General features: G+C 65.7%; 24 protein-coding genes. 9 read left to right on the forward strand and 15 right to left on the reverse strand.

The genetic code is table 11. The features are described from left to right. Window positions 1-169: 169 nt before the first annotated feature. Window positions 170-928 carry a hypothetical protein gene (locus LDZ23_RS24250; protein WP_008347188.1) on the reverse strand — a complete coding sequence of 253 codons (759 nt, stop codon included), beginning with the start codon at window positions 926-928 and terminating at the stop codon, window positions 170-172. Window positions 929-1109: 181 nt separating this feature from the next. Here LDZ23_RS24250 and LDZ23_RS24255 point away from each other — a divergent pair, with 181 nt between their 5' ends. The 4 genes from LDZ23_RS24255 (at window position 1110) to LDZ23_RS24270 (ending at window position 4143) form a co-directional block, all read left to right on the forward strand. Then, the gene (locus LDZ23_RS24255) at window positions 1110-1586 is read left to right on the forward strand and encodes an outer membrane lipoprotein (RefSeq protein WP_033535903.1); all 477 of its coding nucleotides are present in this window, start codon (window positions 1110-1112) and stop codon (window positions 1584-1586) included. Window positions 1587-1640: 54 nt separating this feature from the next. Next, window positions 1641-2834 (forward strand): polysaccharide pyruvyl transferase family protein, encoded by a 1194-nt coding sequence (locus LDZ23_RS24260; RefSeq protein ID WP_008347193.1) that lies wholly within the window; start codon window positions 1641-1643, stop codon window positions 2832-2834. Window positions 2835-2996: 162 nt separating this feature from the next. Next, window positions 2997-3383, forward strand: coding sequence for a potassium channel family protein (locus LDZ23_RS24265; protein ID WP_008347195.1), 387 nt, complete (start codon window positions 2997-2999; stop codon window positions 3381-3383). 58 nt (window positions 3384-3441) lie between these two features. Then, window positions 3442-4143, forward strand: a complete 702-nt coding sequence (locus LDZ23_RS24270) for an SDR family NAD(P)-dependent oxidoreductase (protein ID WP_008347197.1) — start codon at window positions 3442-3444, stop codon at window positions 4141-4143. A 4-nt stretch (window positions 4144-4147) separates the two neighbouring features. On the opposite strand, the gene LDZ23_RS24275 is transcribed toward LDZ23_RS24270, so the two are convergent. From LDZ23_RS24275 to LDZ23_RS24325, 11 genes are all read right to left on the reverse strand, one after another. Continuing rightward, window positions 4148-5191, reverse strand: a complete 1044-nt coding sequence (locus tag LDZ23_RS24275; RefSeq protein WP_008347198.1) for a sensor domain-containing diguanylate cyclase — start codon at window positions 5189-5191, stop codon at window positions 4148-4150. A 209-nt stretch (window positions 5192-5400) separates the two neighbouring features. Beyond that, on the reverse strand, window positions 5401-6612 hold the full coding sequence (locus LDZ23_RS24280) for an SAM-dependent methyltransferase (protein WP_008347200.1): 1212 nt from the start codon (window positions 6610-6612) through the stop codon (window positions 5401-5403). Beyond that, window positions 6609-7379 (reverse strand): DUF1365 domain-containing protein, encoded by a 771-nt coding sequence (locus LDZ23_RS24285; RefSeq protein WP_008347202.1) that lies wholly within the window; start codon window positions 7377-7379, stop codon window positions 6609-6611. The genes LDZ23_RS24280 and LDZ23_RS24285 overlap by 4 nt, the downstream gene beginning before the upstream one ends. Beyond that, entirely contained in the window at window positions 7364-8665 is a 1302-nt protein-coding gene (locus LDZ23_RS24290; protein WP_008347203.1) for an NAD(P)/FAD-dependent oxidoreductase, read from the reverse strand. The genes LDZ23_RS24285 and LDZ23_RS24290 overlap by 16 nt, the downstream gene beginning before the upstream one ends. Window positions 8666-8785: 120 nt before the next feature. Next, a complete protein-coding gene (locus LDZ23_RS24295; RefSeq protein ID WP_008347205.1) occupies window positions 8786-9391 on the reverse strand; it encodes a lipocalin family protein in 606 nt (201 codons plus the stop codon). After that, the gene (locus tag LDZ23_RS24300) at window positions 9388-10509 is read right to left on the reverse strand and encodes an SAM-dependent methyltransferase (protein ID WP_008347208.1); all 1122 of its coding nucleotides are present in this window, start codon (window positions 10507-10509) and stop codon (window positions 9388-9390) included. The genes LDZ23_RS24295 and LDZ23_RS24300 overlap by 4 nt, the downstream gene beginning before the upstream one ends. A 19-nt stretch (window positions 10510-10528) precedes the next feature. Then, a complete protein-coding gene (locus tag LDZ23_RS24305) occupies window positions 10529-11308 on the reverse strand; it encodes a DUF1295 domain-containing protein (protein ID WP_008347212.1) in 780 nt (259 codons plus the stop codon). Between the two features lie 110 nt (window positions 11309-11418). Continuing rightward, complete coding sequence (locus LDZ23_RS24310; protein ID WP_008347214.1) at window positions 11419-12144, reverse strand: anti-sigma factor; 726 nt, start codon at window positions 12142-12144, stop codon at window positions 11419-11421. Then, window positions 12141-12713, reverse strand: coding sequence for a sigma-70 family RNA polymerase sigma factor (locus tag LDZ23_RS24315; RefSeq protein ID WP_008347216.1), 573 nt, complete (start codon window positions 12711-12713; stop codon window positions 12141-12143). Before LDZ23_RS24315 ends, LDZ23_RS24310 begins: the two co-directional genes overlap by 4 nt. A 30-nt stretch (window positions 12714-12743) precedes the next feature. Next, complete coding sequence (locus LDZ23_RS24320; RefSeq protein WP_008347218.1) at window positions 12744-13184, reverse strand: SET domain-containing protein; 441 nt, start codon at window positions 13182-13184, stop codon at window positions 12744-12746. A 296-nt stretch (window positions 13185-13480) separates the two neighbouring features. Beyond that, on the reverse strand, window positions 13481-14734 hold the full coding sequence (locus tag LDZ23_RS24325) for an MFS transporter (protein ID WP_008347223.1): 1254 nt from the start codon (window positions 14732-14734) through the stop codon (window positions 13481-13483). 131 nt (window positions 14735-14865) lie between these two features. On the opposite strand from LDZ23_RS24325, the gene LDZ23_RS24330 reads away from it, so the two are divergent. Further along, window positions 14866-15738, forward strand: coding sequence for a LysR family transcriptional regulator (locus LDZ23_RS24330; protein ID WP_008347225.1), 873 nt, complete (start codon window positions 14866-14868; stop codon window positions 15736-15738). Window position 15739: 1 nt separating this feature from the next. Here the strand turns inward: LDZ23_RS24330 and LDZ23_RS24335 are convergent, their stop codons facing one another. Next, window positions 15740-16018: a hypothetical protein gene (locus tag LDZ23_RS24335; protein ID WP_008347227.1), complete on the reverse strand. Its 279-nt coding sequence runs from the start codon at window positions 16016-16018 to the stop codon at window positions 15740-15742. Between the two features lie 97 nt (window positions 16019-16115). On the opposite strand from LDZ23_RS24335, the gene LDZ23_RS24340 reads away from it, so the two are divergent. After that, on the forward strand, window positions 16116-17504 hold the full coding sequence (locus LDZ23_RS24340) for an FAD-binding oxidoreductase (RefSeq protein ID WP_008347229.1): 1389 nt from the start codon (window positions 16116-16118) through the stop codon (window positions 17502-17504). On the opposite strand, the gene LDZ23_RS24345 is transcribed toward LDZ23_RS24340, so the two are convergent. Continuing rightward, the gene (locus tag LDZ23_RS24345; protein WP_008347231.1) at window positions 17501-18556 is read right to left on the reverse strand and encodes a DMT family transporter; all 1056 of its coding nucleotides are present in this window, start codon (window positions 18554-18556) and stop codon (window positions 17501-17503) included. The two genes, LDZ23_RS24340 and LDZ23_RS24345, sit on opposite strands and share 4 nt — an antisense overlap. 138 nt (window positions 18557-18694) lie before the next feature. Here LDZ23_RS24345 and LDZ23_RS24350 point away from each other — a divergent pair, with 138 nt between their 5' ends. Both LDZ23_RS24350 and LDZ23_RS24355 read left to right on the forward strand, forming a co-directional pair. Continuing rightward, on the forward strand, window positions 18695-18970 hold the full coding sequence (locus tag LDZ23_RS24350; protein ID WP_008347233.1) for a hypothetical protein: 276 nt from the start codon (window positions 18695-18697) through the stop codon (window positions 18968-18970). Between the two features lie 67 nt (window positions 18971-19037). Then, window positions 19038-19376 (forward strand): cupin domain-containing protein, encoded by a 339-nt coding sequence (locus LDZ23_RS24355; RefSeq protein ID WP_008347234.1) that lies wholly within the window; start codon window positions 19038-19040, stop codon window positions 19374-19376. Here the strand turns inward: LDZ23_RS24355 and LDZ23_RS24360 are convergent. Then, window positions 19373-20275: a LysR family transcriptional regulator gene (locus LDZ23_RS24360; protein ID WP_008347237.1), complete on the reverse strand. Its 903-nt coding sequence runs from the start codon at window positions 20273-20275 to the stop codon at window positions 19373-19375. The two genes, LDZ23_RS24355 and LDZ23_RS24360, sit on opposite strands and share 4 nt — an antisense overlap. Before the next feature lie 118 nt (window positions 20276-20393). Here LDZ23_RS24360 and LDZ23_RS24365 point away from each other — a divergent pair, with 118 nt between their 5' ends. Beyond that, on the forward strand, window positions 20394-21335 hold the full coding sequence (locus LDZ23_RS24365) for a hydroxymethylglutaryl-CoA lyase (RefSeq protein WP_008347239.1): 942 nt from the start codon (window positions 20394-20396) through the stop codon (window positions 21333-21335). Window positions 21336-21338 lie beyond the last annotated feature (3 nt).

The raw sequence follows: 21338 nt of genomic DNA on the forward strand, positions 1-21338 counted from the left end.
CATGCAAAGCAAAAGGTGCTCTCGGAATTGCACTGAACAAAACACGGCCACTTCCGCCGACGCGCGCATCGCACGACGCTTCGGCAATGAAAACAATCTTAGGATAGAAATCGCTTAAGTAAGCAGCGGATGACTAAGTTTCGCTGCGGCGCGCGGTTGCATGCGGCATCTATTTCCGGCCGTCGAAGAGAAAGACGTCGGTGCGGTCCGGGCTCGGCAACGCGACGAGTAGACGCGCGCCGTCGAGCACCGCGTGACCGGTCACGGTCGTTTCGGGAAGCGGGCAGGGCGCGGGGCCGAAGGTCACGGAGACGTCGTAGGCGTTCGCGCCTTGGTGCGGCGCCGTCGTGCCTTTGAAGATGCAGCCGGATGTCGTCGTGCCGGCGAGATAGCCGTCGCCCGCGACCGTGATGCGCGTCTGCGTCGTTCCGCCGAGCGACATGCCGCGTCCGCTGTACAGGCCGCCCGCGTTGGCGCGGCTCGGCGCGATGTCGAGCATCGGCGCGGCGTTGGCGGAAAACGCGAGCCCCGCGCCGTCGTCCTTGTTCGCGACAGTTCCGTCGACGGCGGGCGCGCGCGCGAAGTTCACGCTGAAAACGGCCGCCGACGCAGGCGCCTTGCCCACGCGATAGTCGAATGCGGCGTCGCTGATGAAGCGGCCATCGCCCGATTGCTTGCCGCTCTTCGCGACCGCGACGCCCGCGAGCCCCGCGCCGCCCGCGCTTGCGTAGAAGAGATAGGCGGTGCCGTCGAAAAGCATGAGAAGCGTGGCTTGCGCCGTGCTGCCCGTGAGCGAGCCTTTGTAGACGCCGCCCGAAGGTAGCGTCGTCGTAACGGCGCCGGGCGGCGGCGCGGAGTTGGAACCGCCGGTGGAACATGCAGCGAGAGCGATGGCGCAAACCACGAAGGGAATTGCGTTTCTTGTCATTCTGCACTCCGGTCGCGAGCGATGAGAGTCCTGTATAAGCGCTTCAATCATGCAGGTCAAGCGCGTCGCGCCGGCTCATTCAGCGCTCATTCGGCCTCTTTACGATGCTTTGCATGGCAACGCGATACGCGAAACGCGAGCCGAAACCAACAAGACATCGTCCGATCTGAGGAGCAAGAACATGAACAAGTCGACTATCGCGGTCTGCGCTTTGGCCGTCGCCTGCACGGTGGGCATGAGCGGTTGCGCATCGATGGGAAGTTCCGCCGACATCTACGACAGCATGCAGACGCAACACGAGGAAACGGTGCGTATGGCGACCGTCGAAAGCGTGCGCGGCGTGACGATCGAGAACAACGACGTCCATCCGGCTCCGTTCGGCGCGATCGGTGGCGGCCTGCTCGGCGCGGTGGCGGGCAGCGCGGTCGGAGAAGGACACGGCTCGCTGCTTGCCGGCGTGATCGGCGGCATTGCGGGCGCGGTCGCGGGCGATCAAATTCAAGATCATCTCGAACGGCAGAAGGGACTCGAAATCACCGTGCGTCTCGACAACGGCGATTTGCGCGCGATCACCCAGGCCGCCGATGGCCAGATGTTCTACGCCGGCCAGCGCGTGCGTTTGCTGTCGAGCGGCGGCATCACGCGCGTGACGGCGTGATCGTGTGAAGGAAGTGTGAACGTGCAGAATGAGCGGATCGTGAGGTGCGTTCGGATGGGAAGCAATCGGCGGATCATCGTGTTCGGCGCGTTCGACCGGCATAACTTCGGCGACATGTTGTTCGCGCATGTCGTCGCGGCCTTGCTCGCTGAACGCCGTCCGAACGTCGAACCGATATTCGCCGGATGCGCGCGGCGCGAACTGCGCGCGCACGGCGGCCACGGCGTCGCCGCGCTTTCGCAACTGGCCGCGCGCTGGCGCGACGAGCCCGTCGTGCTGATCCACGCGGGCGGCGAGTTGCTGACGTGCGACGCGTGGGAAGCCGCCGTGATGCTGAAGAATCCCGACGAAGCGCAAGCCTGCATCGCCCGATACGAGTCGCGCGCGGCGGATCGAAACGCGTGGGCGCGCGCCGAACTCGGCATGGACGCGCTCGCGCCGTACGTCATCGGCCGCGGGATGTTTCCGCGAGCGGCGTCGATTTCCTTCGATGCGATCGGCGGCGCGACGCTCGACGCCCGCGATGCCGCGTTTCAGGCGGAAGTGCTGGCCAAGCTCCGTTCAGCCGATGACATCAGCGTCCGAGACACGCACACGCAAGCCTTCCTGAAGCGCGCGGGAATCGACGCGCGCCTCGTCCCCGATCCGGCATCGATGGTCGCCGAGCTTTTCGACGCGCGCATCCGGACGCGCGCCGGCGCATGCCGCGCGTTCCCGCGCGGTTATCTGGCCGTCCAGTTCAGCGCGGATTTCGGCGACGACGCGACGCTCGCGCAAATCGCGCATCAACTGGATCTGATCGGCGCATCGACGGGACTGGGCATCGCGCTGTTTCGCGCGGGCGCGGCGCCGTGGCACGACGACATCGCGGTCTACGAGCGCATGGCGGCGCGTATGCGCCATCCGTCGGTGACGATCTTCGATTCGCTCGACATCTGGGACATCTGCGCGCTGATCGCGAAAAGCGACGGTTACGCGGGCAGCAGCCTGCATGGCCGGATCGTCGCGATGGCGTACGGCTTGCCGCGCGTGAATATCGCGCACGCGGACGCGGCCAAGCAGCGCGCGTACGCCTCGACGTGGGAGATCGCGGGCGCGCCGGGTGTGGTGAGCATCGCCGAATTGCACGCCGCCATGCACGAAGCGCGGGCGATGGATCGCGCGGCGCTTCGCGAGACGGCATCGGCGCTCGCGAAGGCGCATCGGGCGGGATTCGAGCGTGTCGCGCGATCGGCGCTCGGGCCATGAAGACGCGAAATCCGGATACGACCTGACGGCCGCCGAAAGCGGCGCGAAGGCTTCCGGAAAGACGGGATCGGCGCTGGCTGAATAACGCGCCCGGATGCTTCGGGCCGATGCGGGCGAAGGTAGGATGACGGCTTTCGTTCACGCGCCGCAGGTCCATTCCGAATGAATAGCATCACGAAACTCTTCAAGGTCGAAACGATCAATTCACGCGAGGTGACGGTCGAGTTCATCCGCGCGCTGTGGCATTTGCGCTCGCTGCTCGGCACGCTGCTGATGGCGTTCTTCGCGCTCTGCGCGGCGATGTTCTGGCTCGGCGCGCCCGTCGAAACCGCGACGCACGCGCGCGTTTCGTTCGGCGCAACCGTCTATTACTGCGGCGTGACGGCGCTGACCATCGGATACGGCGATGTCGTCGCGACGACGGGCATCGGGCGAGCCTTGTCGATGTTGCTGGGCTTGTATGGCGTGCTCGTCACCGGCACGACGACGGCGGTGGCCGTGTTCGCGGTCCAGCGCGCGGTGAAACGCGATCCGCGACACGCGCCCTGAAGATCGCCGCGTTCCGTCCTATGCTTCATCAGGCGCCATCGAAGGGAGCGACAACGTCATGAACAGCCTCGAAGGAAAGATCGTCGCCATCACGGGCGGCTTCGGCAGTCTCGGACTCGCGACGGCGCGCGTGCTCGCGCAACGCGGCGCGCGGGTCGCGCTGATCGGCCACGGCGCGGCGTCGGAAGCGTTGCCCGCGCCGCTCGGCGACGCCTGCATCGTGACCGGCATCGATCTGACGGATGCGAAATCGGCGCAACAAGCCATCGATACGGTCGTTCAGCGGACGGGCGGCCTCGATGCGCTCGTGAACGTCGCCGGCGCATTCGCCTGGGAAACGGTCGCGGACGGCAGCGCCGACACCTGGCAAGCGATGTTCGATGTCAACGTGAAGACCGCGCTCAACGCATCGAAGGCCGCGCTCGCGCAACTGGGCGCGAAGGAAGGCGGGCGCATCGTCAATGTCGGCGCGCTCGCGGCGATGAAAGCGGGCATGGGGATGGGCGCTTACGCGGCATCGAAGGCCGCGCTGTTGCGCCTGACCGAAGCGCTCGCCGAAGAGTTGAAGGACACGGGCGTGACGGTGAACGCGGTGTTGCCGTCGATCATCGATACCGCGCCGAATCGCCGCGACATGCCCGACGCCGATTTCTCCCGCTGGGTGCGGCCCGAAGCGCTCGGCGCGGTGATCGCGTTCCTGCTTTCGCCGGATGCGCAATGCATCACGGGCGCGGCGATTCCGGTGACGGGACGCGTCTGACGTTTCAGCGCGACTGCGCCTTGAAGCCTTCGCCCTGCATGCCCGCGCGATCCACCGCCGCAATGCGGTTGCGGCCGTTGTCCTTCGCCTGATACAACTGCGCGTCGGTCAGATTGATGAACGCCGTCACGTCCATGCGCTCGCCCGGAACGACGGTTCCCACGCCGAAGCTCGCCGTCACTCGCTGATCGTGCGGCGAGCGCACGTGCGCAATCGCTTCCTCGGCGATCAGCGCGCGGCAACGCTCCGCGACGCGTATCGCGGATTCGGCGTCGGTATCGGCGAGAATCAGCGCGAATTCCTCGCCGCCGAACCGGCCGAGAAAGTGCTGCGGACCCGCCGCCTCGCCGAGCACGCGCGCAATGCGCTTCAGACACTCGTCGCCCTGAACGTGGCCGTAGTAATCGTTGTACGACTTGAAGAAGTCGATATCGATCATCACGAGCGACAGCGGCTTGCCCGAATCCTTCGCGGCATGCCATTCGCGCGCCATCACGTCGTCGAAGCGGCGGCGGTTGCCGACGCCCGTCAGGCTGTCGCTGAACGACAGGCGTTCCAGTTCGCGCTGCATTTGCGCGAGCTTTTCTTCGGTGCGCTTGCGTTCGCTGATATCGAACATGAAGCCGATCAGCGCCTCGACCTCGCCTTTCTCGTTGCGCTCGACGTGCACGACATCGCGCAGCCACACGTAGCCGCCGTCGCGGGTGAGCGCGCGGTAATCCGCTTCGTGATCCGTGCCCGCCTTCGATTGAGAGACGCAGAAGTTGACGACTGCTTCGCGGTCGTCGGGATGCATGCGCTCGGCCCAGTCGTTGACCGTTTTCCACGACGACGGCGCCCAGCCGAGCAAGGCCTCGATCTGCGGGCCGATGTAGGCGAATTCCATCGTCGCCCAGTCGATCTTCCACGGAATCGCCTTGGTCGATTCGAGCAGCGTGCGATAGACGGCGTGATCGTCCTCGCCGAGCGCGCGCTCGGGCGGCGCGAGTGTGTCTTCGTGCCGCAGGAAAGCGGCCTGGAGCGAACTGTCGGATGGGGCGCGATTCATCGTGTGCGGTGGCGGCGATGCCTGGTGGACGTGTGCGTGTGTTATCGGCAACGTCCGCCGATTCTGAAGTCGCGCGTGAGGTTTCGGACTTTACTGGTGGGAAGTGCGCGCGCAGTCGCCTATGCTCGCCGGGTAGCTGCAACGCTACAAGGTGGTCTCGTACCTTTGCCCCGACAGGGTCGGGGCTTTTTTTCGCCCGATCGACGTCCTCACCCCTCCCCCCACACCACAAAGTGCATGACATCGGTGCGCGCCTCGTCGAAGCCCGCTTCGCAATAAGCCAGATACAGCCGCCACGTCCGCACGAAGGCTTCATCGAATCCTTGCGCGCGGACTGCATCGGCGTGCATCTCGAACGCGTCTCGCCAACACCTCAGCGTCCTTGCGTAATCCGCGCCGAACGAAAGCGTCGCGCGTGCATCGAGCCCCGCGCGCCGCGCCGCGCGTGCGAAGCGCTCCGGGCTCGGCAGCATGCCGCCCGGAAAGATCGTCTCGCGGATGAAGTCACTGGACGCGCGATACGCGGCAAAGCGCGCATCGTCGACGGTGATCGACTGCACGAGCGCCTTCGCGCCCGGCGCGAGACAGCGGCGCAGCACGCGGAAATACGCCGGCCAGAACCGTTCGCCCACGGCTTCGAACATTTCGATCGACACCACCGCGTCGTACTGTCCATACACATCGCGATAGTCGCGCAGTTCGATATCGACAAGCCCGCTCAAACCTTCGCGCGCTACGCGTTCCACGGCGAACGCATGCTGCGCGGTCGAAACGGTCACGCCGTGCACGCGTATGCCGAGACGCGCCGCGTGCCGCGCGAAGGCGCCCCAGCCGCAGCCGATCTCCAGCACGCGCATCCCCGCCGTGAGTCCGAGCGTATCGACGATGCGCCGATACTTCCGTTCCTGCGCCGCTTCGAGCGGAAGACCGGCGTCGCCATCGAACCATGCGCTCGAATACGTCCACGTCGGATCGAGCCAGAGCCCGTAGAACGCGTTGCCGATGTCGTAATGCGCGTGAATGTTGCGGCGGCTCCCCGCGCGCGTGTTCAGGCGCAGACGATGCCGCACGTTGTGCCAGCACCGCGCGACAAAGCCGCCCGCGACCGTGCGCGCGAGCGCCGTCTCGTTGCGGATCGCGAGCCGCAGCAGGGCGCACGGATCGGGCGTATCGAGCCATTTCGCCCGATACGCCCGCGCGAAGCCGATGTCGCCCGCGCGCAGAATCGCCCGGCACGCGCGCCAGTCGCGGATGAAAAGAAGCGCGGCTGGTTGCATCAGCGGATCGCCGAACACAGAGCGCCCGCCATCCGGCATGACGAGCACGAGATGTCCGACGCTGATGCGACGCAGAAGGCCGAGAAAGATCCGCGCGGACATCGGCATCGCCGATGTCGCGGAGAAAGATCGCAGCAGGTTCATGGTCCCGTCTCGTCCCTCGTCGGTGGATGCTTGCCGTAAAAAGGCACGCGCTTCATCCACAGCCGCAGCGCCTGCCAGTGAATGCGCGCAATGACGCCCGCGGCGAAGAGCGGCGCGCACAAGAGCGTGCGACACGCGAGCGCGCCGGTGAGCGGCCGCGCGACGAGACCGATCGCGGTGCGCAGCAGCAGCCCGTCGCGGTCGCGATAATCGATCGAGATGCTCAAGCGGTCGCCACGCTGCCGCACGCGAAACGCGTAGTCGCCGGCGACATCGCAAAAGGGCGAAACGTGCAGCGTCTTGCGGCAGACGAGCACGGTGTCTTCGACGATCGGCGCATGATCCTGCGCGCTCAGCATATAGCCGCGATGCTCGCCGAAGGTGTTGCGCACATCGGCGTAAAGCGCGCGCAACGCGCCTGCGCGGTCATGACAGAACCAGAAGCTCACCGGATTGAACGCGTAGCCGAAGACGCGCGGAATCGTCAGAAGATGGATTTCGCCGTCGGCGGGAATGCGCGACTGCGCGAGGCACGCGCGCATCCATAGATCGAGATCGCAGTGTTCGCGCGCGCCGTAATCGCATCGAAACAGCGCGAGCGGCCGAATGCGGTCGATGCCGAACCACGCACAGCGCAACGCGTCGAGACGCGCGACGTCGCAACGCACGTAGCGCACCGGATACTCGAAGCGATGCCGCGCCGGACGCAGCCGCTCGTGCATCACGCGGCCCGTCAGCCATTGCGCCGTCTTCATGGTCGCGCCCATGCCGGCTGGACGCCGAAATCGCGCGCGACGCGCAACGCCGATTTCAGGCCGTCTTCGTGAAAGCCGTAGCCGGTCCACGCGCCCGCGTGCCACGTCCGGCGCACGCCCTGAATGCGCGGCAGACGCGCCTGAGCATCGATGGCGGCGAGATCGAAGAGCGGATGTTCGTATTCGTAGCGGCCGAGTTGCGTGCGAGGCGCGGGTTCATCGACGGGATTGAGCGTGACGATGACCGGCATCCTGAAAGGAAGCGGCTGAAGCTGATTGAGCAGATAGCTCACGCAGACGGGCGCGGCCGCGTCGCGCGCAAGCGCCGCACGCGCGCCGATGTAGTTCCAGGCCGACCACACGCGGCGGCGGCGCGGCAAGAGCGCGCAATCCGTATGCAGCACCGCGATGTTGCGCTGATACCGCACGGCGCCGAGCACTGCGCGCTCATCGGCGGATGCGTCGTCGATGAGGCGCAGGCTCGTCGGTGCGTGCGTCGCGAGCACGACGGCATCGAAGCGCTCGGGACCGGCATCGTCGGTCATCACGGTGACGCCGTTGTCGTCGCGGCGCACGCCTCGCACGGGCGCGCGCGTGCGTACGTCGTCGAGCGTGGCCGCGATGCGCCGCACATACTCGCGCGCGCCGCCCGCGACGGTCTTCCACGGCGGCCGGCCGTTCACCTGCAATAGCGCGTGATTGAGACAGAAGCGCAGGAACGTGGCGGCGGGAAAGCGCAGGATGTCGTGCGCGGCGCTCGACCAGATCGCCGCGGCCATCGGCAGAAGATAGTGGCGCTGAAACGGCGCGCCGTATCCGCCCTCGACGAGCAGTTCGCCGACCGAGCAGCGCGTCGCGCTCACGCGTTCGAGCTGCCTATGAGCCGATGCATTGAAGCGCAGAATGTCGCCCAGCATGCCGATGAACGACGGCGAGAAGAGATTGCGCCGCTGCGCGAACACGGTGTTGAGGTTTGTGCCCGCCCATTCGAAGCGTCCGCCGTCGAGCGAAACGGAAAACGTCATGTCGCTGCGATGCGCCGCGACGCCGAGTTCATCGAACAGCGCGATGAGATTGGGATACGTTCGGTCGTTGAACACGAGAAAGCCCGTATCGACGGGATGCTGCACGCCGTCGAGCGCGACATCGACGGTATGCGTATGGCCGCCGAGATAATCGGCGGCTTCGAAAAGCGTCACGCGATGCGCGCGCGAGAGCAGATACGCGCTCGCGAGACCGGCGATCCCCGCGCCGATCACCGCGATGCGCTGCTGTCTTTCTTTTGTCGATGATTCCATGACGGGCGGTCTCCTCGCGCCAAAAGGTCTCCTCGCGCCGCGTGGACGTGGCTGTTCCAGACGAGTGCGAGATCAAATACGAGAAAGACGCGCGCGCGGATGCACGCGCGCCGCGCTGCTTCAGTCGCGCTGACCGGGACTTTGGAATCCCGGCTGACCGATCTGCTCCGGCGATTGCGGCACGCGGCTAAAACGCGCGGTGTCGTAGCCCATCGCGTCGAGGCGCGCGAGCATCGAGCGATAGATGTCGTCGCTCATCGCCGGCTCGCGCGAGAAGATCCAGCCGAGCTTTCTGTTCGGATAGCCGAGGATCGTGTAGCGATAATCCGGATCGACGTAGAGCGTGAGTTGCGTCACGCGTATCGGCCAGAAGAGTTGCACGCTCCATTCGCCGCCGTTGCTGCCGGGCTTCACGGTATCGACGAAACGATGCGTCGTTTCCTCTTGCTCGAAGCCGTTCTTGCGGCCGAAAAAGACGTCGTCGATTTTTCCGTCCGCGCGCAGCGACCATTCGACATGCGTGCCCACGAAATCGCGTTCCGCGAAGTACGGAATATTCGCGATGACATACCAGCGCCCCATGTAGCGCGGCACGTCCACGGCAACGGTTTCGAGCGGTCGGTTCGCTCGCGGATTCGGATTCGGCGGACTCGAACAGCTCGCCACCGCCACGACGACGCCGGCCGCCACCAGCGCCACGATGAGCGCCCGCTTCGTGTTTGTCATGACATCACCTTTATCGGACGCTTCTCGAACAGATAGTGCGCGACGCCCCATTCGCGGCCGCGCGCGTAGCCGAACAACTCGGCCACCGCCATGTAGAACATGCGCCAGCGCTGAAACCAGATGGCGGCCGCATCGCCATAGACGTCGCGCAGCATCGGCATGACGCGATCGCGAGCGGCATCGAGATTCGCGAGCCATTGATTCGCCGTGCGCGCGTAGTGCGTGCCGTTCATCCACCAATGACGCGTGACGCGCAAATCGTCCTGAAAGTGCAGCAGCAAGGACGCGGATGGCATCGTGCCGCCGGTGAAGAAATAGCGCGACATCCAGTCGCCGCCGTCGCGCGATGTGAAGTGATACGCAAGCGTCGCGTGCGCGAAGTGGTGGACAAAAAGTCGTCCATCATCGGCGAGCCAGCGCGCGATCTTCGCGAGCAACAGGCCGTAATGCTTCATGTGCTCGAACATTTCGATCGACAGAATGCGATCGAACGGCGTCTCGTCGTGCGCGAAATCGAAATCGACGACATCGCCCGTCACGACGCGCAAGTTGCGAAGGCCGCGCTGCCGCGCCCGCGCTTCGATGAACGCGCGTTGCCCGCCCGAATTAGACAGCGCGACGATTTGCGCGCGCGGATAACGCTCCGCCATCCACAGCGCGAGCGAGCCCCAGCCGCAGCCGAGATCGAGGATGCGTTGACCATCGGCGAGTTGCGCGCGCTCGGCATAGCGTTCGAGCATCGCGAGTTCGGATTGCGCGAGCGTTTCGTCGCCGAGCGGGTACAGACCGCACGAGTACTTCAGGCGCGGGCCGAGGTGCGCTTCGAAGAACGCATCGGGCAGCTCGTAATGCTGCGCGTTGGCGGCGTGCGTATCGATCGCGATCGGGCTCGCGCGCAGTTCGTTCAGAAAGCGCTCGAACGCCTGCGTGCGTTGTGCGTTGTCGTTCGCATATTCGTCGATGAGACGCTGACGGATCAGCAGGCGCATGCCGGCGCGCACGAGCGCATCAGGCACGAGGCCGCGCTCGCACGCGCGAATGATGCGGCTTTCGTCGAGCGCGGGCATGTCGGCGGGTGCGGCGGGCGCGGATGAGGTATCGCGGGCGGTGATGTTCATCGGCGTGTCCTTGCTTTGTTCATGCGCGTTTACGCGGCCACGGAATCAGCGCGCTCGTCGTTCGCATGTAGTCGCGATAGCCGTCGCGCGTATCGGCGAGATGCGCTTCGAGAATCGGAATGCCCGATACCTTCAGCAGCAGCCACGCCATCAGCACGGGCGGCGCGAGCGTCGCCCAGCCCCACGGCATGCCGATCGAGAGCACCGCGTACGCGAGCCAATGCACGCATTCCAAGAAGTAATTCGGATGACGCGAATAGCGCCACCAGCCATCGCGGCACACTTTTCCGCGATGCGCGGGATCGGCGGCGAAGCGCTTGAGTTGACGATCGGCCGCCGCTTCGCCCGCGACCGCGACGATCCACACGGCGGCGAATCCCGCGATGCACAGCGGACTCGCCGCCTCGCGCGCATAGGCGGGCACGAAGAACGCGATGGCAAGCAGCATCGAAATGAACGCCTGCAACTGGAAGAAGCCGAGCATGTTGCGCGCGGCGTGTTCGCCCCAGCGTTCGCGAAACGCGCGATAGCGCGTGTCTTCCGGCTTGCCGCGATTGCGCCGCCACAGATGCCGCGCGAGCCGCGCGCTCCAGAGCCCGCCGCCCGCCGCGACGCATACGCGATTGACCGTCGCGCCTGTCCCGCACGCGGCGATGACGAGCGCGGCCGCGCCGAGCGAAGCGGCCCAGAGCGGATCGACCATGCCCGCGTTTTCCGTGCGCAACTGCCAGAGCCACGCGGCAAAAAAGACCAGCACGAATCCGCTGACGACGACGAGCACGGTGACGATGAAAGGCATGGCGGCTCCGCGAACAGGCGTTCACCGAGTCATACGGATGCCGAGTGCGATTGGATGCAGCGAACGAAAGATGGACGTTCGCTATGCGAGAGTCGCGATGCGATCGATCGTCAGGTCGAACGCATCTGGCCGGTTGCGAGCACGGGTCCGGTCGGGGCGCCCGTCGGCGAGCCGCCGGGGGGTTCGTCGGATACGGCGAGCACGGCCTGCGCGCTGAGTTGCGCGACGATCTCGGGCGGCAGCGTCATCGTCGCGGGACGATCGGGCGGGAAGACGCCGAGGGCAATCGGCTTCGCGTTCGGCGGAATCAGCCACAGTTCCGTCGCGCGATTCGCGGGGATCGTGACGTGCGACGCGGGCACGACGACCATGCGCGCGCGCCGCACATCGACGGTCGCGGTCCAGTGCACGACGCCGTCCTTGCGCGCGATCGACGCGACCATGTACTCGCCGGAGACGGCTGCCGTCGTCGGCGTTTGCGGGGCTTGCCGCAGCAAGGTGAAGGTCACGCCGAGCAGGACGAGCGCGGCGACGCTCGCGCCGATCGTCAGCCAGCGCCACACGTTCAGGCTGTCGCGCCAGCGTTCGCGTTTCGGCTGCGGCGCGATGAATCCCAGATCGCGGCGGATGCGCGTCCACACGCGCGGCGGCGGCGCGATCGCGCGGACATCGTCGGCGAGCGGGGCAAGACGTCGCTGCCAGTCATCGAGCGTGTGCCGCAACGCGGGATCGCGCGACACGTCCGCTTCGAGCGCTGCGCGTTCGTGCGCGTCGAGCACGCCGAGCGCATATTCGGCGCAGCGCAGATCGTCGTCGTCGCGAGCGGGCGTGTTCATTGTTCGAGGCAGGTCTTGAGCTGCATCAGGCTGCGGCGAATCCAGCTTTTCATCGTGCCGAGCGGCACGGCGAGCCTTTGCGCCAGTTCGTTGTACGTCGCGCCGGTGAAGAACGCCTCGCGGATCGCGCTCTTCTGCTGCGGCTCCAGCCGGTCGAGACACGATTCGAGCCGCCGCCGTTCCTCGCTCGATTCCGCCGCGGCCGCGGGCGTGGGCGCTTCGTCGGCGATGTCGGGCGCATCGCCTTCGCCAAGCAGTTCTTCGCGATGCTGACGCATGCGGTCGATCGTGCGATTGCGCCCGAGCGCGACGAGCCATGTCATCGCGCTGCCGCGTGCCGGATCGAAGGTATCCGCGCGACGCCAGGCCGTGGCGAACACTTCCTGCAGCAGGTCTTCGGCTTCGCCGCGATCGCGGATCATGCGCACGATCACGCCGAACACTCGCGCCGATGTCGCGCGATACAACTCGGCGAACGCCTGTTCGTCGCCCTTCGCGACGTTCGTGAGCATCTCGTCGATGCGCTCGCGGGGCAGGCGTTCGATATCGCCGGAGTAGGTGTCCGTCATGTGCAGGCCAGGTGTCTCGCGGTGCAATCCCTATTTGTGCGAAAGCATCGTTCCACGGCAACCCGACGCGAGACACCGGCACGCATAGAGCCGCTTGAGCGCCGCGGTGCGCCGGCCATCGACGGTCAGGCAATAGTCGATGAACAACTCCTGGCCTTTGCCGATCGGCCGGATCGCGCGGATGAACACGCGCTCGCCGTCCTGCTCCGCTTCGCAGTTCGGCGCGCAACTATGATTGAGCCAGCGCGCGGAATTGCCGCCGCGCGCGCCGTCGATGACCGTGCCGTCATCGAGACCGAAGAGGAAGGTATGACCCTCTTCCGCGTTCGATTTCGCGTGCATGCGCTGCGCCTCCTTCCACGACAGGCGCAGACCCTTGTATTCGAGCAGCAGCGCGCCCGTGGGAAGGTCGGCGAGAGCGAAAACGCCCCGGCCATGAACGGGCGATGTCCGGACAGTGATTCGACGCATGGTGTGGCGGGCCGCAGTGAGGAGGTTGAATATTTGAGTGCAGGCGTGAGCATCGTTATGATGTGGCCGTCATAAATCGTTGTCACGTCCATGCCCGCAGTTTCTCCCCGCAAGAGCAGGAAGCGCAAGCCATTACGCGGCTCGCTTGCGCGATATCGCAACCGGATCGTCGAAGTTCTCGGGGAGGCGCGCGGCCAGCGCGTGATGATACGGTCGATTCATGACGACGGCGTGGAGCGGCGCACCGCCGTGAAATGGATCAACCTGCTCCCGCTCGAAACGGAGTTGTTCTAGCGCTACCGGATGTCGCGCTTCTGAACGATGCGGCTCACCACCACGAGACAAACCGCGAGCAACACGCCGACATAGCCCACGACGGCCAGCCATCCGCCGTGCTGCCAGAAAGATCCGCCGATCGATCCGAGCACGCTCGACCCGACGTAGTAAGCGAGCAGATAGAGCGATGCCGCGTGACCCTTGGCACTGCCGGCGAGTTGCCCGACCCATCCGCTCGCGACCGAATGCGTGACGAAGAAGCCGATCGTCACGAGCACGATGCCGACGATGATCGTCACGAGCGCGCCCGAAAGCGTCAGCGCGAGACCCAGAGCGAACAGCACGACACCGCTGACGAGAACCGGCGCTCGTCCGAACCTGTCGGCAAGCGCGCCCGCCGTCGACGACGACACCATCCCGAACAGATACGCGCCGAAGATCAGGCCGCATGCGGTCGCGCTCAGGTTGAACGGCGGCGCGACAAGACGGAATCCCGCGTAGTTGTACACGGTCACGAACGCACCCATCGCGAGAAAGCCGATGGCGAACACGAGCGGCAGAAGTCCGTGAAGCAATTGCGCTTTCCACAGCTGAAAATGATGCCGAAGCGTGAGATCGGTGCGTTTGACGAAACGCCGTGACGGCGGCAGCAGCATCACGAATGCGATGGCCGCGATCAGATCGATGACGCTGATCGTCCACATCGCCGTGCGCCACGAGAAATATTCCTCGAGCGCGCTCATGCCGATCCGCCCGATCATGCCGCCGAAAGCCGTGCCGCCGACGTAAAGGCCCATCGCGAAGCCGAGCCCTTCGGCTGCGATTTCTTCGGCGAGATACGCCATGGCGACGGCGGGCACGCCGCCAAGCGCGAAGCCTTCGAGCGCGCGCCATACGAGCATCGCGTCCCAGTTCGACGCGCTCGCCGCCAGCAGATTGAACACGGCCGCCGATGTCATCGATGTGAACATCAGCCCGCGCCGCCCGACGCGCTCGGACAACGCGCCCGCGCACAGAATGGACACCGCGAGAAATCCGGTCGAAACCGACAGCGACAGCGAACTCGCCGCCGCGCCGATATGAAACTCGCGCGCGAACGCCGGAAGCAGCGGCTGGACGCAATAGAGCAGCGAAAACGTCGAGAAGCCCGCGAGAAAGAGCGCGAGCGCGATGCGCCGATACGCGGCCGAAGCAGGAGAAATGCCGCTGGGAAGCGGGCGCGTCGCGGCGGTGCGTTCGTGGGTCGCCGACGGTGAAATCGAAGGGGAGGACATGGGCGTCGCCGGTTGAGAAGTAACCGGATTCATTCTTGCCAATGCGCGCTCATATGTCCAATATATGAAAGTATGCCCGGCAATATCTTTTAGCACTGGCTCGATCGTGTTCATGCAAAAGGAACAAGAAAATGGAGCTTCGGCATCTGCGTTATTTCCTGGCCGTGGCCGAAACCGCGAATTTCACGAAGGCCGCCGAGATGCTCGGCATCGGCCAGCCGCCTCTTTCCCAGCAAGTGAAAGCGCTGGAGCAGGAACTCGATGTCGTGTTGTTCAAGCGCACCGCGCGCGGCGCGGAACTGACGCTGGCCGGACGCGTGTTCGCCGACGAAGCGCGCCGCGTGCTCGACGACGCGCAACGCGCAGCGCGAGCGGCCCAACGCGCGGCGCGGGGTGAAACCGGACATTTGCGCGTCGGGTTCACGGGCACGGCGGCGTTCAACGAGCGCGTGTCGGCGCTGATCCGCAAATTTCGCGAAGCGTATCCCGATGCGGAACTGACGCTGCACGAAGCCGCTTCCGGCGTGCTGCTGGACGAGATCGAAGCGGGGCAGCTCGATGTCGCCATCGTTCGTCCGGAGCGTCGCGTCGCGGACGTCGTGCAGCAGCATGACTGGGACGACGAGCCGATGTTCGTCGCCTTGCCTGTCGGTCATCGGCTGGCTTCGCGCCGGCGCATCGAGTTGGCGGAACTGATCGACGAACCCTTCGTGCAAGTGCCGCGCGCGGCGGGCGGCACGCTGTTCGACGACATCGTTGCCGCATGCGCCGCGGCGGGTTTCGAGCCGCGTCTCGCGCAACCCGCGCCGCAGATGGCGTCGGCGGTGACGCTCGTGGCGGCGGGGCTCGGCATATCGATCGTGCCGAAGGCGATCACGCAGGTGCGCGTCGCGGGCGTCGTCTACCGTCCGATCGTCGCGCGAGGCTTGCGCGCGCGGCTCGCGCTGGCGTCGCGGCGCGACGATCCATCGGCGGTGGTGCGCAATTTCCTCGCGCTTGCGTAGTTCAGTTCGTCAATAGTCCGCGCGCCTGTTCGAGCAACGCGGCGGCGGCGAGAAATTCCTTGCGGCCCGCCATCGTGAGCGCGGCGATCGCCGTGTCCTTGAAAAGCTCGTCGTTCGACGTGACGAGCGCGCCCGCTTCCCCGATTCGTCCCTGACGCAGCCGATAAAACGCCAGCATCTCGAACGCCTGCGCGCGCCGATCTTTATCCGCGCCCGACGCAACCAGTTGCGCCGCGCCGACCAGTTGTGCCAGCGCGCTTTCGTAGTCTGCCCGTTCCATCGTCGCGTTTCTCCCGAATCGTTGCCAATAATTCTCGCGCGTTTTGGTTCAAACTATCGCATCCGATACCGAACCGAAACAACGAAGGAGACGACGCATGGCAGTAAGCGAAGCAGTGATGGCATTGCGTGAAGCGCTCGGCGCACAGGTCGTGGCGCTGCCCGACGAATTCGGCGACCGGCGCGTCGCCGACTGGAGCGGCATGCCCGGCGCGACGCCGCTCGCGATCATCCGTCCGCGCGATACGAATGAAGTCGCGCAGGCGCTCGCCATCTGCTCGGCGCACAAGCAGCCGGTCGTCACGCAAGGCGGATTGACCGGACTCGTCGGCGGCGCGAATCTGCTCGGCGGCGAAGTGAGCCTGAGTCTCGACCGCATGAACCGCATCGTCGAGATCGACGCAATCTCGGGGACGATGACCGTCGAAGCCGGCACGCCGCTGCAAGTCGTGCAGGAAGCGGCGAGCGCGGCGGGCTTCTACTTTCCGCTCGATCTCGGCGCGCGCGGCAGTTGTTCCATCGGCGGCAATCTCGCGACGAACGCGGGCGGCAACCGCGTCATCAAGTACGGGATGATGCGCGATCAGGTGCTCGGCGTCGAAGCGGTGCTCGCGAGCGGCGAGATCGTCGGCGGGCTCAACAAGATGATCAAGAACAACAGCGGTTACGACTTGCGCCATCTTCTGATCGGCAGCGAAGGCACGCTCGCCATCATCACGCGGGTCGTGCTGCGCTTGCGTCCAAAGCCCACGGCGACCGCGACCGCATGGTGCGGCCTGCCCGATTTCGCCGCGGTGACGACGCTGCTCACGCGCGCGCAGGCGAGCCTCGCGCCGGGCGTGTCCGCGTTCGAAGTGATGTGGGCCGGCTATCACGATACGGTCATCGCGAATCTGAAAAACCTGCGCGCGCCGCTCGCCGATGCGCATCCGTTCTACGTGCTGCTGGAAAGCGTCGGCACCGATCCCGCGCGGCACGGCGAAGCGTTCGAGGAATTTCTCGGCGGCATGCTCGAAGCGGGCATCGTGACGGACGCGGCCATTGCATCGAACGAAGCGCACGCGCGCGATTTCTGGGCGATCCGCGATGCGCCCGGCGAATACGATCGCTTCATCCCGAACTACGCGGCGTACGACGTGAGCTTTTCGATCGCGCAAGTCGGCGATGCGGCCGCGCAATGCGAAGCGCGTCTGCGCGCGCGCTGGCCGGGCGCCATCGTGATGACCTACGGCCATCTCGGCGACGGCAACATTCACATCGTCGTGGATATTCCCGGCCGGGGAAAGCAGGATCACGACGATGTCGATGCCGTCATTTACGACGTCACGCGCGAGTTCGAAGGATCGATTTCGGCGGAGCACGGCATCGGCGTGAAGAAGCGCGAATACCTTCATCTCGCGCGCCGCGCAGCCGATATCGCGGCGATGCGCGCGATCAAGGCATCGCTCGATCCGCACGGCCTGCTCAATCCCGGCAAGGTGTTCTAGCCGCGCTTGTGCGAATGCCGGTGGTGAATGTCGGGGAAGTGCGCGTGCGAGTGCGTGATCGGCAGATGCGCGTGCGGATGCGTGTGCGGTTCGTCGCCGGAATACGGAAAGTCGTGCGTATGCCGATGATGCTCGTCATGCACATGCCGATGCGTATGTTCCAGGCGCTCGTGCGTGTGCTCGTGCTCGTGCCGTTCGCGTACGTGCAGCCACACGCCGAGCGTCATCAGCGCGGCGGCGATCCAGAACGGCATGCCCGGCGTTTGCGGCCAGACCGCGAGGGAGAGCGCGACGCCGAACACCGGCGCGACCGAGAAGTACGCGCCGGTGCGCGCCGTTCCGAGATGCCGTAACGCGATCACGAACAGCACGAGGCTCACGCCGTAGCCGCCGAAGCCCGTCGCCATCGCGGCGATGACGATAGGCGGCGCGGGCAAGTGCGCGCCCATCGCGAATGCGATGCCGAGATTCGTCGCGCCCGCGACGAGCCCTTTCGCGCAGGCGATGACCATTGCGTCGGCGGTCGAGATCTTGCGCGTCAGATTGTTGTCGATGGCCCAGCACAGGCACGCCAGGGCGATCAGGATCGCGCCGGTCGTCGCATGGGCGGCGCCCGGTTCCCACGCGAGCACGACGCCGCCCGCGACGATCGCGGCCATGCCGAGAAACACGGATACATCGACGTTTTCCCGAAAGACGATCCACGCGATCGCCGCCGTCAGCACGCCTTCGAGATTGAGCAAGAGCGAGCTCGTCGCGGCGGGCGTGCTGGTCAGGCCGAGCATCAGCAAGGCCGGCCCCGCGACGCCGCCGAACGCGATCGCGCCGCACAGCCATGCGATTTCCCGAGCGCGCATGCCTTCGGTTTTTTCGCGCCAGATTCCGCGCGCGAGCAGAATCGCGCCGAGGCCGACGCCGCTGCCGAGATAGAACAGGCCCGCGACCATGAACGGCGGCATCGGGCCGAGCAGCGCTTTCGCGATGGGCGTGGTCGCGCCGAAGAGCGCGGCCGCGGTGAGGGCGACGAGAATCGCGGTGAATCGGCTTTGCATGAAGGGACCGTGGAACGCATCGTGACGTCTCGAAAGTGTAGTTCACATGGTCTGACGCCCGCCGCGCTCTCATTCTTTGCTCATTTTCGCCGCGCAGAATGCCTCCATCGACGAACAACGCAGCGCGGGAGACGAGAAATGAAGACGATCCGACATGTGATGGTGGGCGTGAAACTCCTTGGCCTCGTGACGGTGGCGCAGGCGCATCCGTTCATCGGCGTGGGCATTGTGGGCGGGCCGCTGTTCCCGGTCGCATCGAGCGCGCAGAGTGCGCCGCCGCTGCCGGTCTATGCGCACGCGACGGATTCCGGCCCCGCGCCGCTGCCGCCCGATGCGCCGCCGGTGCGGTACGCGCAACCGGCCATCGGCAATATCTCGGCGATCATGGGGCACGCGAACGCGGCAGGCGTGTGAATCGCGCTCACATGAAAGTCAAAACGATTCGTTTGTGCCGATTCGCGCGCGGCGTTAGCCTGAAACGATGAACAGCACAATCGACTACGCAGCCATCGCCGATGCCGCGCGCGATGGCTACATGAATCGCGTCATCGCGAACGTCAACGATCACGACGTCCATATCAGCGTGATGGACGCGCCGTATCGATGGCACTTTCATCCGAACTCCGACGAGACTTTCGTGGCGGTCGAAGGCACGCTCGTCATCGAGTTCGAGGAAGGCGCCGTCGAATTGCGCGCCGGGCAATTGCTGACCGTGCCCGCGGGCAAGCCGCATTGCACGCGCCCGGGCGGCGCGCGTTCGGTGAATCTGACGATCGAGAAAAAGGACACGCAAACCGTGTTCTGCGACGCGCCCGCCTAACGCGCCGCACGCGTTTCGAGATGCTCGACGAGCCGCCTCGCGGCCGGCTGCAAGGCGTCGAAGTCGCGAAAACATACGACGAAGCGGCGCTTCGCGAACGCATCGGAGAGCGGCACGGCTTCGATGCCGAGCGCCTGCCGATACGTTCCGGCGACTTCCATCGGCACGACGCTGATGCCGAGCCCCGCCGCGACGACGCGAAACGCCGCATCGAAACTCGACACGATCACGCGATACGACATCGACTTGCCCGCTTGCGCCGCCGCGCGCTGGAGCATCGTATGCACGGCGGTCGCGGGCGGCAGACCGACGTGCTCGAATTCCAGCGATTCCTCGAAGCTCACCGAACGCCGCTTCGCGAACGGATGATCCGCCGGCACCGCGAGCGCGAGCCGGTCGTGCCGATAAGCGCGATGTTGCAGCCCGTGCAGATCGACGCTGTCCCAGCACACGCCCACCGACGCCACGCCTTCGCGCAACTGCCGCACGAGATCGTTCGATAGCCGTTCTTCGACATCGACCTTGATGTTCTTGTTGGACGGCTCGCGCATGAACGACGCGATATCGTCGAGCAACGCTTCCGCAATCGCCGATGCCGACGCGCAAATGCTCACGCGCCCCATGAGACCGCCGCCGAACGCGGCGACGTCGTTGGCGATGCGTTCCATCGTGAACAGCACGCTGCGCGCGTGTTCGAGCAGCGCGATGCCCGCGGGCGTCGGTTCGACGCCGCGCCGCGAGCGCGACAACAACGGCACGCCGAGCGATGTTTCCAGTTGCGCGATGCGCTTGCTGATCGCGGATGGTTCGATATGCGCCTCGTGCGCCGCGCGCGCGATGTTCTGGTGCTCGCAGACCGTCACGAAGAGACGCAGCGTTTTCAGATCGATATCGCGCATGTGACTGGATTCCTCTGACGTTCCGAACGGGAAGCATGAGCTTTCCAAATTACCGCTTTTAGGCCATTTGCGGAATCTCTAAAGTCGAGACCATACACATAAGACCGGAGACAAAGCCATGCCCGCGTTCCCGCAGAACGCCGTAATCCGCGAAGTCGGCCTGCGCGACGGCCTGCAGAGCATTCGCACGATCGTGCCGACCGAACGCAAGATCGAATGGATCGGCGATGCCTACGCCGCCGGTCAGCGCGAAATCGAAGTCGGTTCGTTCGTGCCCGCGCGCCTTCTGCCGCAACTCGCCGATACCGCCGAACTCGTCGCCTACGCAACGACGCTGCCGGGCCTGCTGGTTTCGGTGCTCGTGCCGAATCTGAAAGGCGCGGAGCGCGCCATCGAAGCGCACGCCGATCTGATGCTCGTGCCGCTTTCCGCGAGCCGCGCGCACAGTCTCGCCAATCTGCGCAAGACGCCCGAGGAAGTCGTCGATGAAGTCGCGCGCATGCGTGCGGCGCGCGATGCGTCGGGCGCGAAGACGCTGATCGAGGGCGGCATCGGCACGGCGTTCGGCTGCACGATTCAGGGCCGCGTCGATCACGCCGATGTGCTGCGCTACATGCAGGCGCTGCTCGATGCGGGCGCGGACCGCGTGAGCATCGCCGATACGGTTGGATACGCCGGTCCGCGTGCGGTGCGCGAGCTCTTCGAGAAGGCGCGCGACATCGCCGGCGAGCGCTTCTGGTGCGGCCACTTTCACGACACGCGCGGCCTCGCGCTCGCCAATGTCTACGCCGCGCTCGAAACCGGCGTCGCGCGTTTCGATGCGACGCTCGCGGGCATCGGCGGCTGTCCGCATGCGCCGGGCGCGAGCGGCAACGCGTCGAGCGAAGACCTAGCGTTCATGCTCGCCGATATGGGCATCGAGACCGGCATCGATATTTCAGCGTTGCTGGACGTGCGCGCGAAACTCGCGCGCTGGCTCGACGGCGAAACGCTGCACGGCGCGCTCGCGCTCGCGGGCTTGCCGGTCAATCACGAATCGAAAACTGCAATCGAAGCCTGAGGA

The organism is Caballeronia zhejiangensis, from assembly GCF_022879815.1.
Lineage (GTDB): Bacteria > Pseudomonadota > Gammaproteobacteria > Burkholderiales > Burkholderiaceae > Caballeronia > Caballeronia zhejiangensis.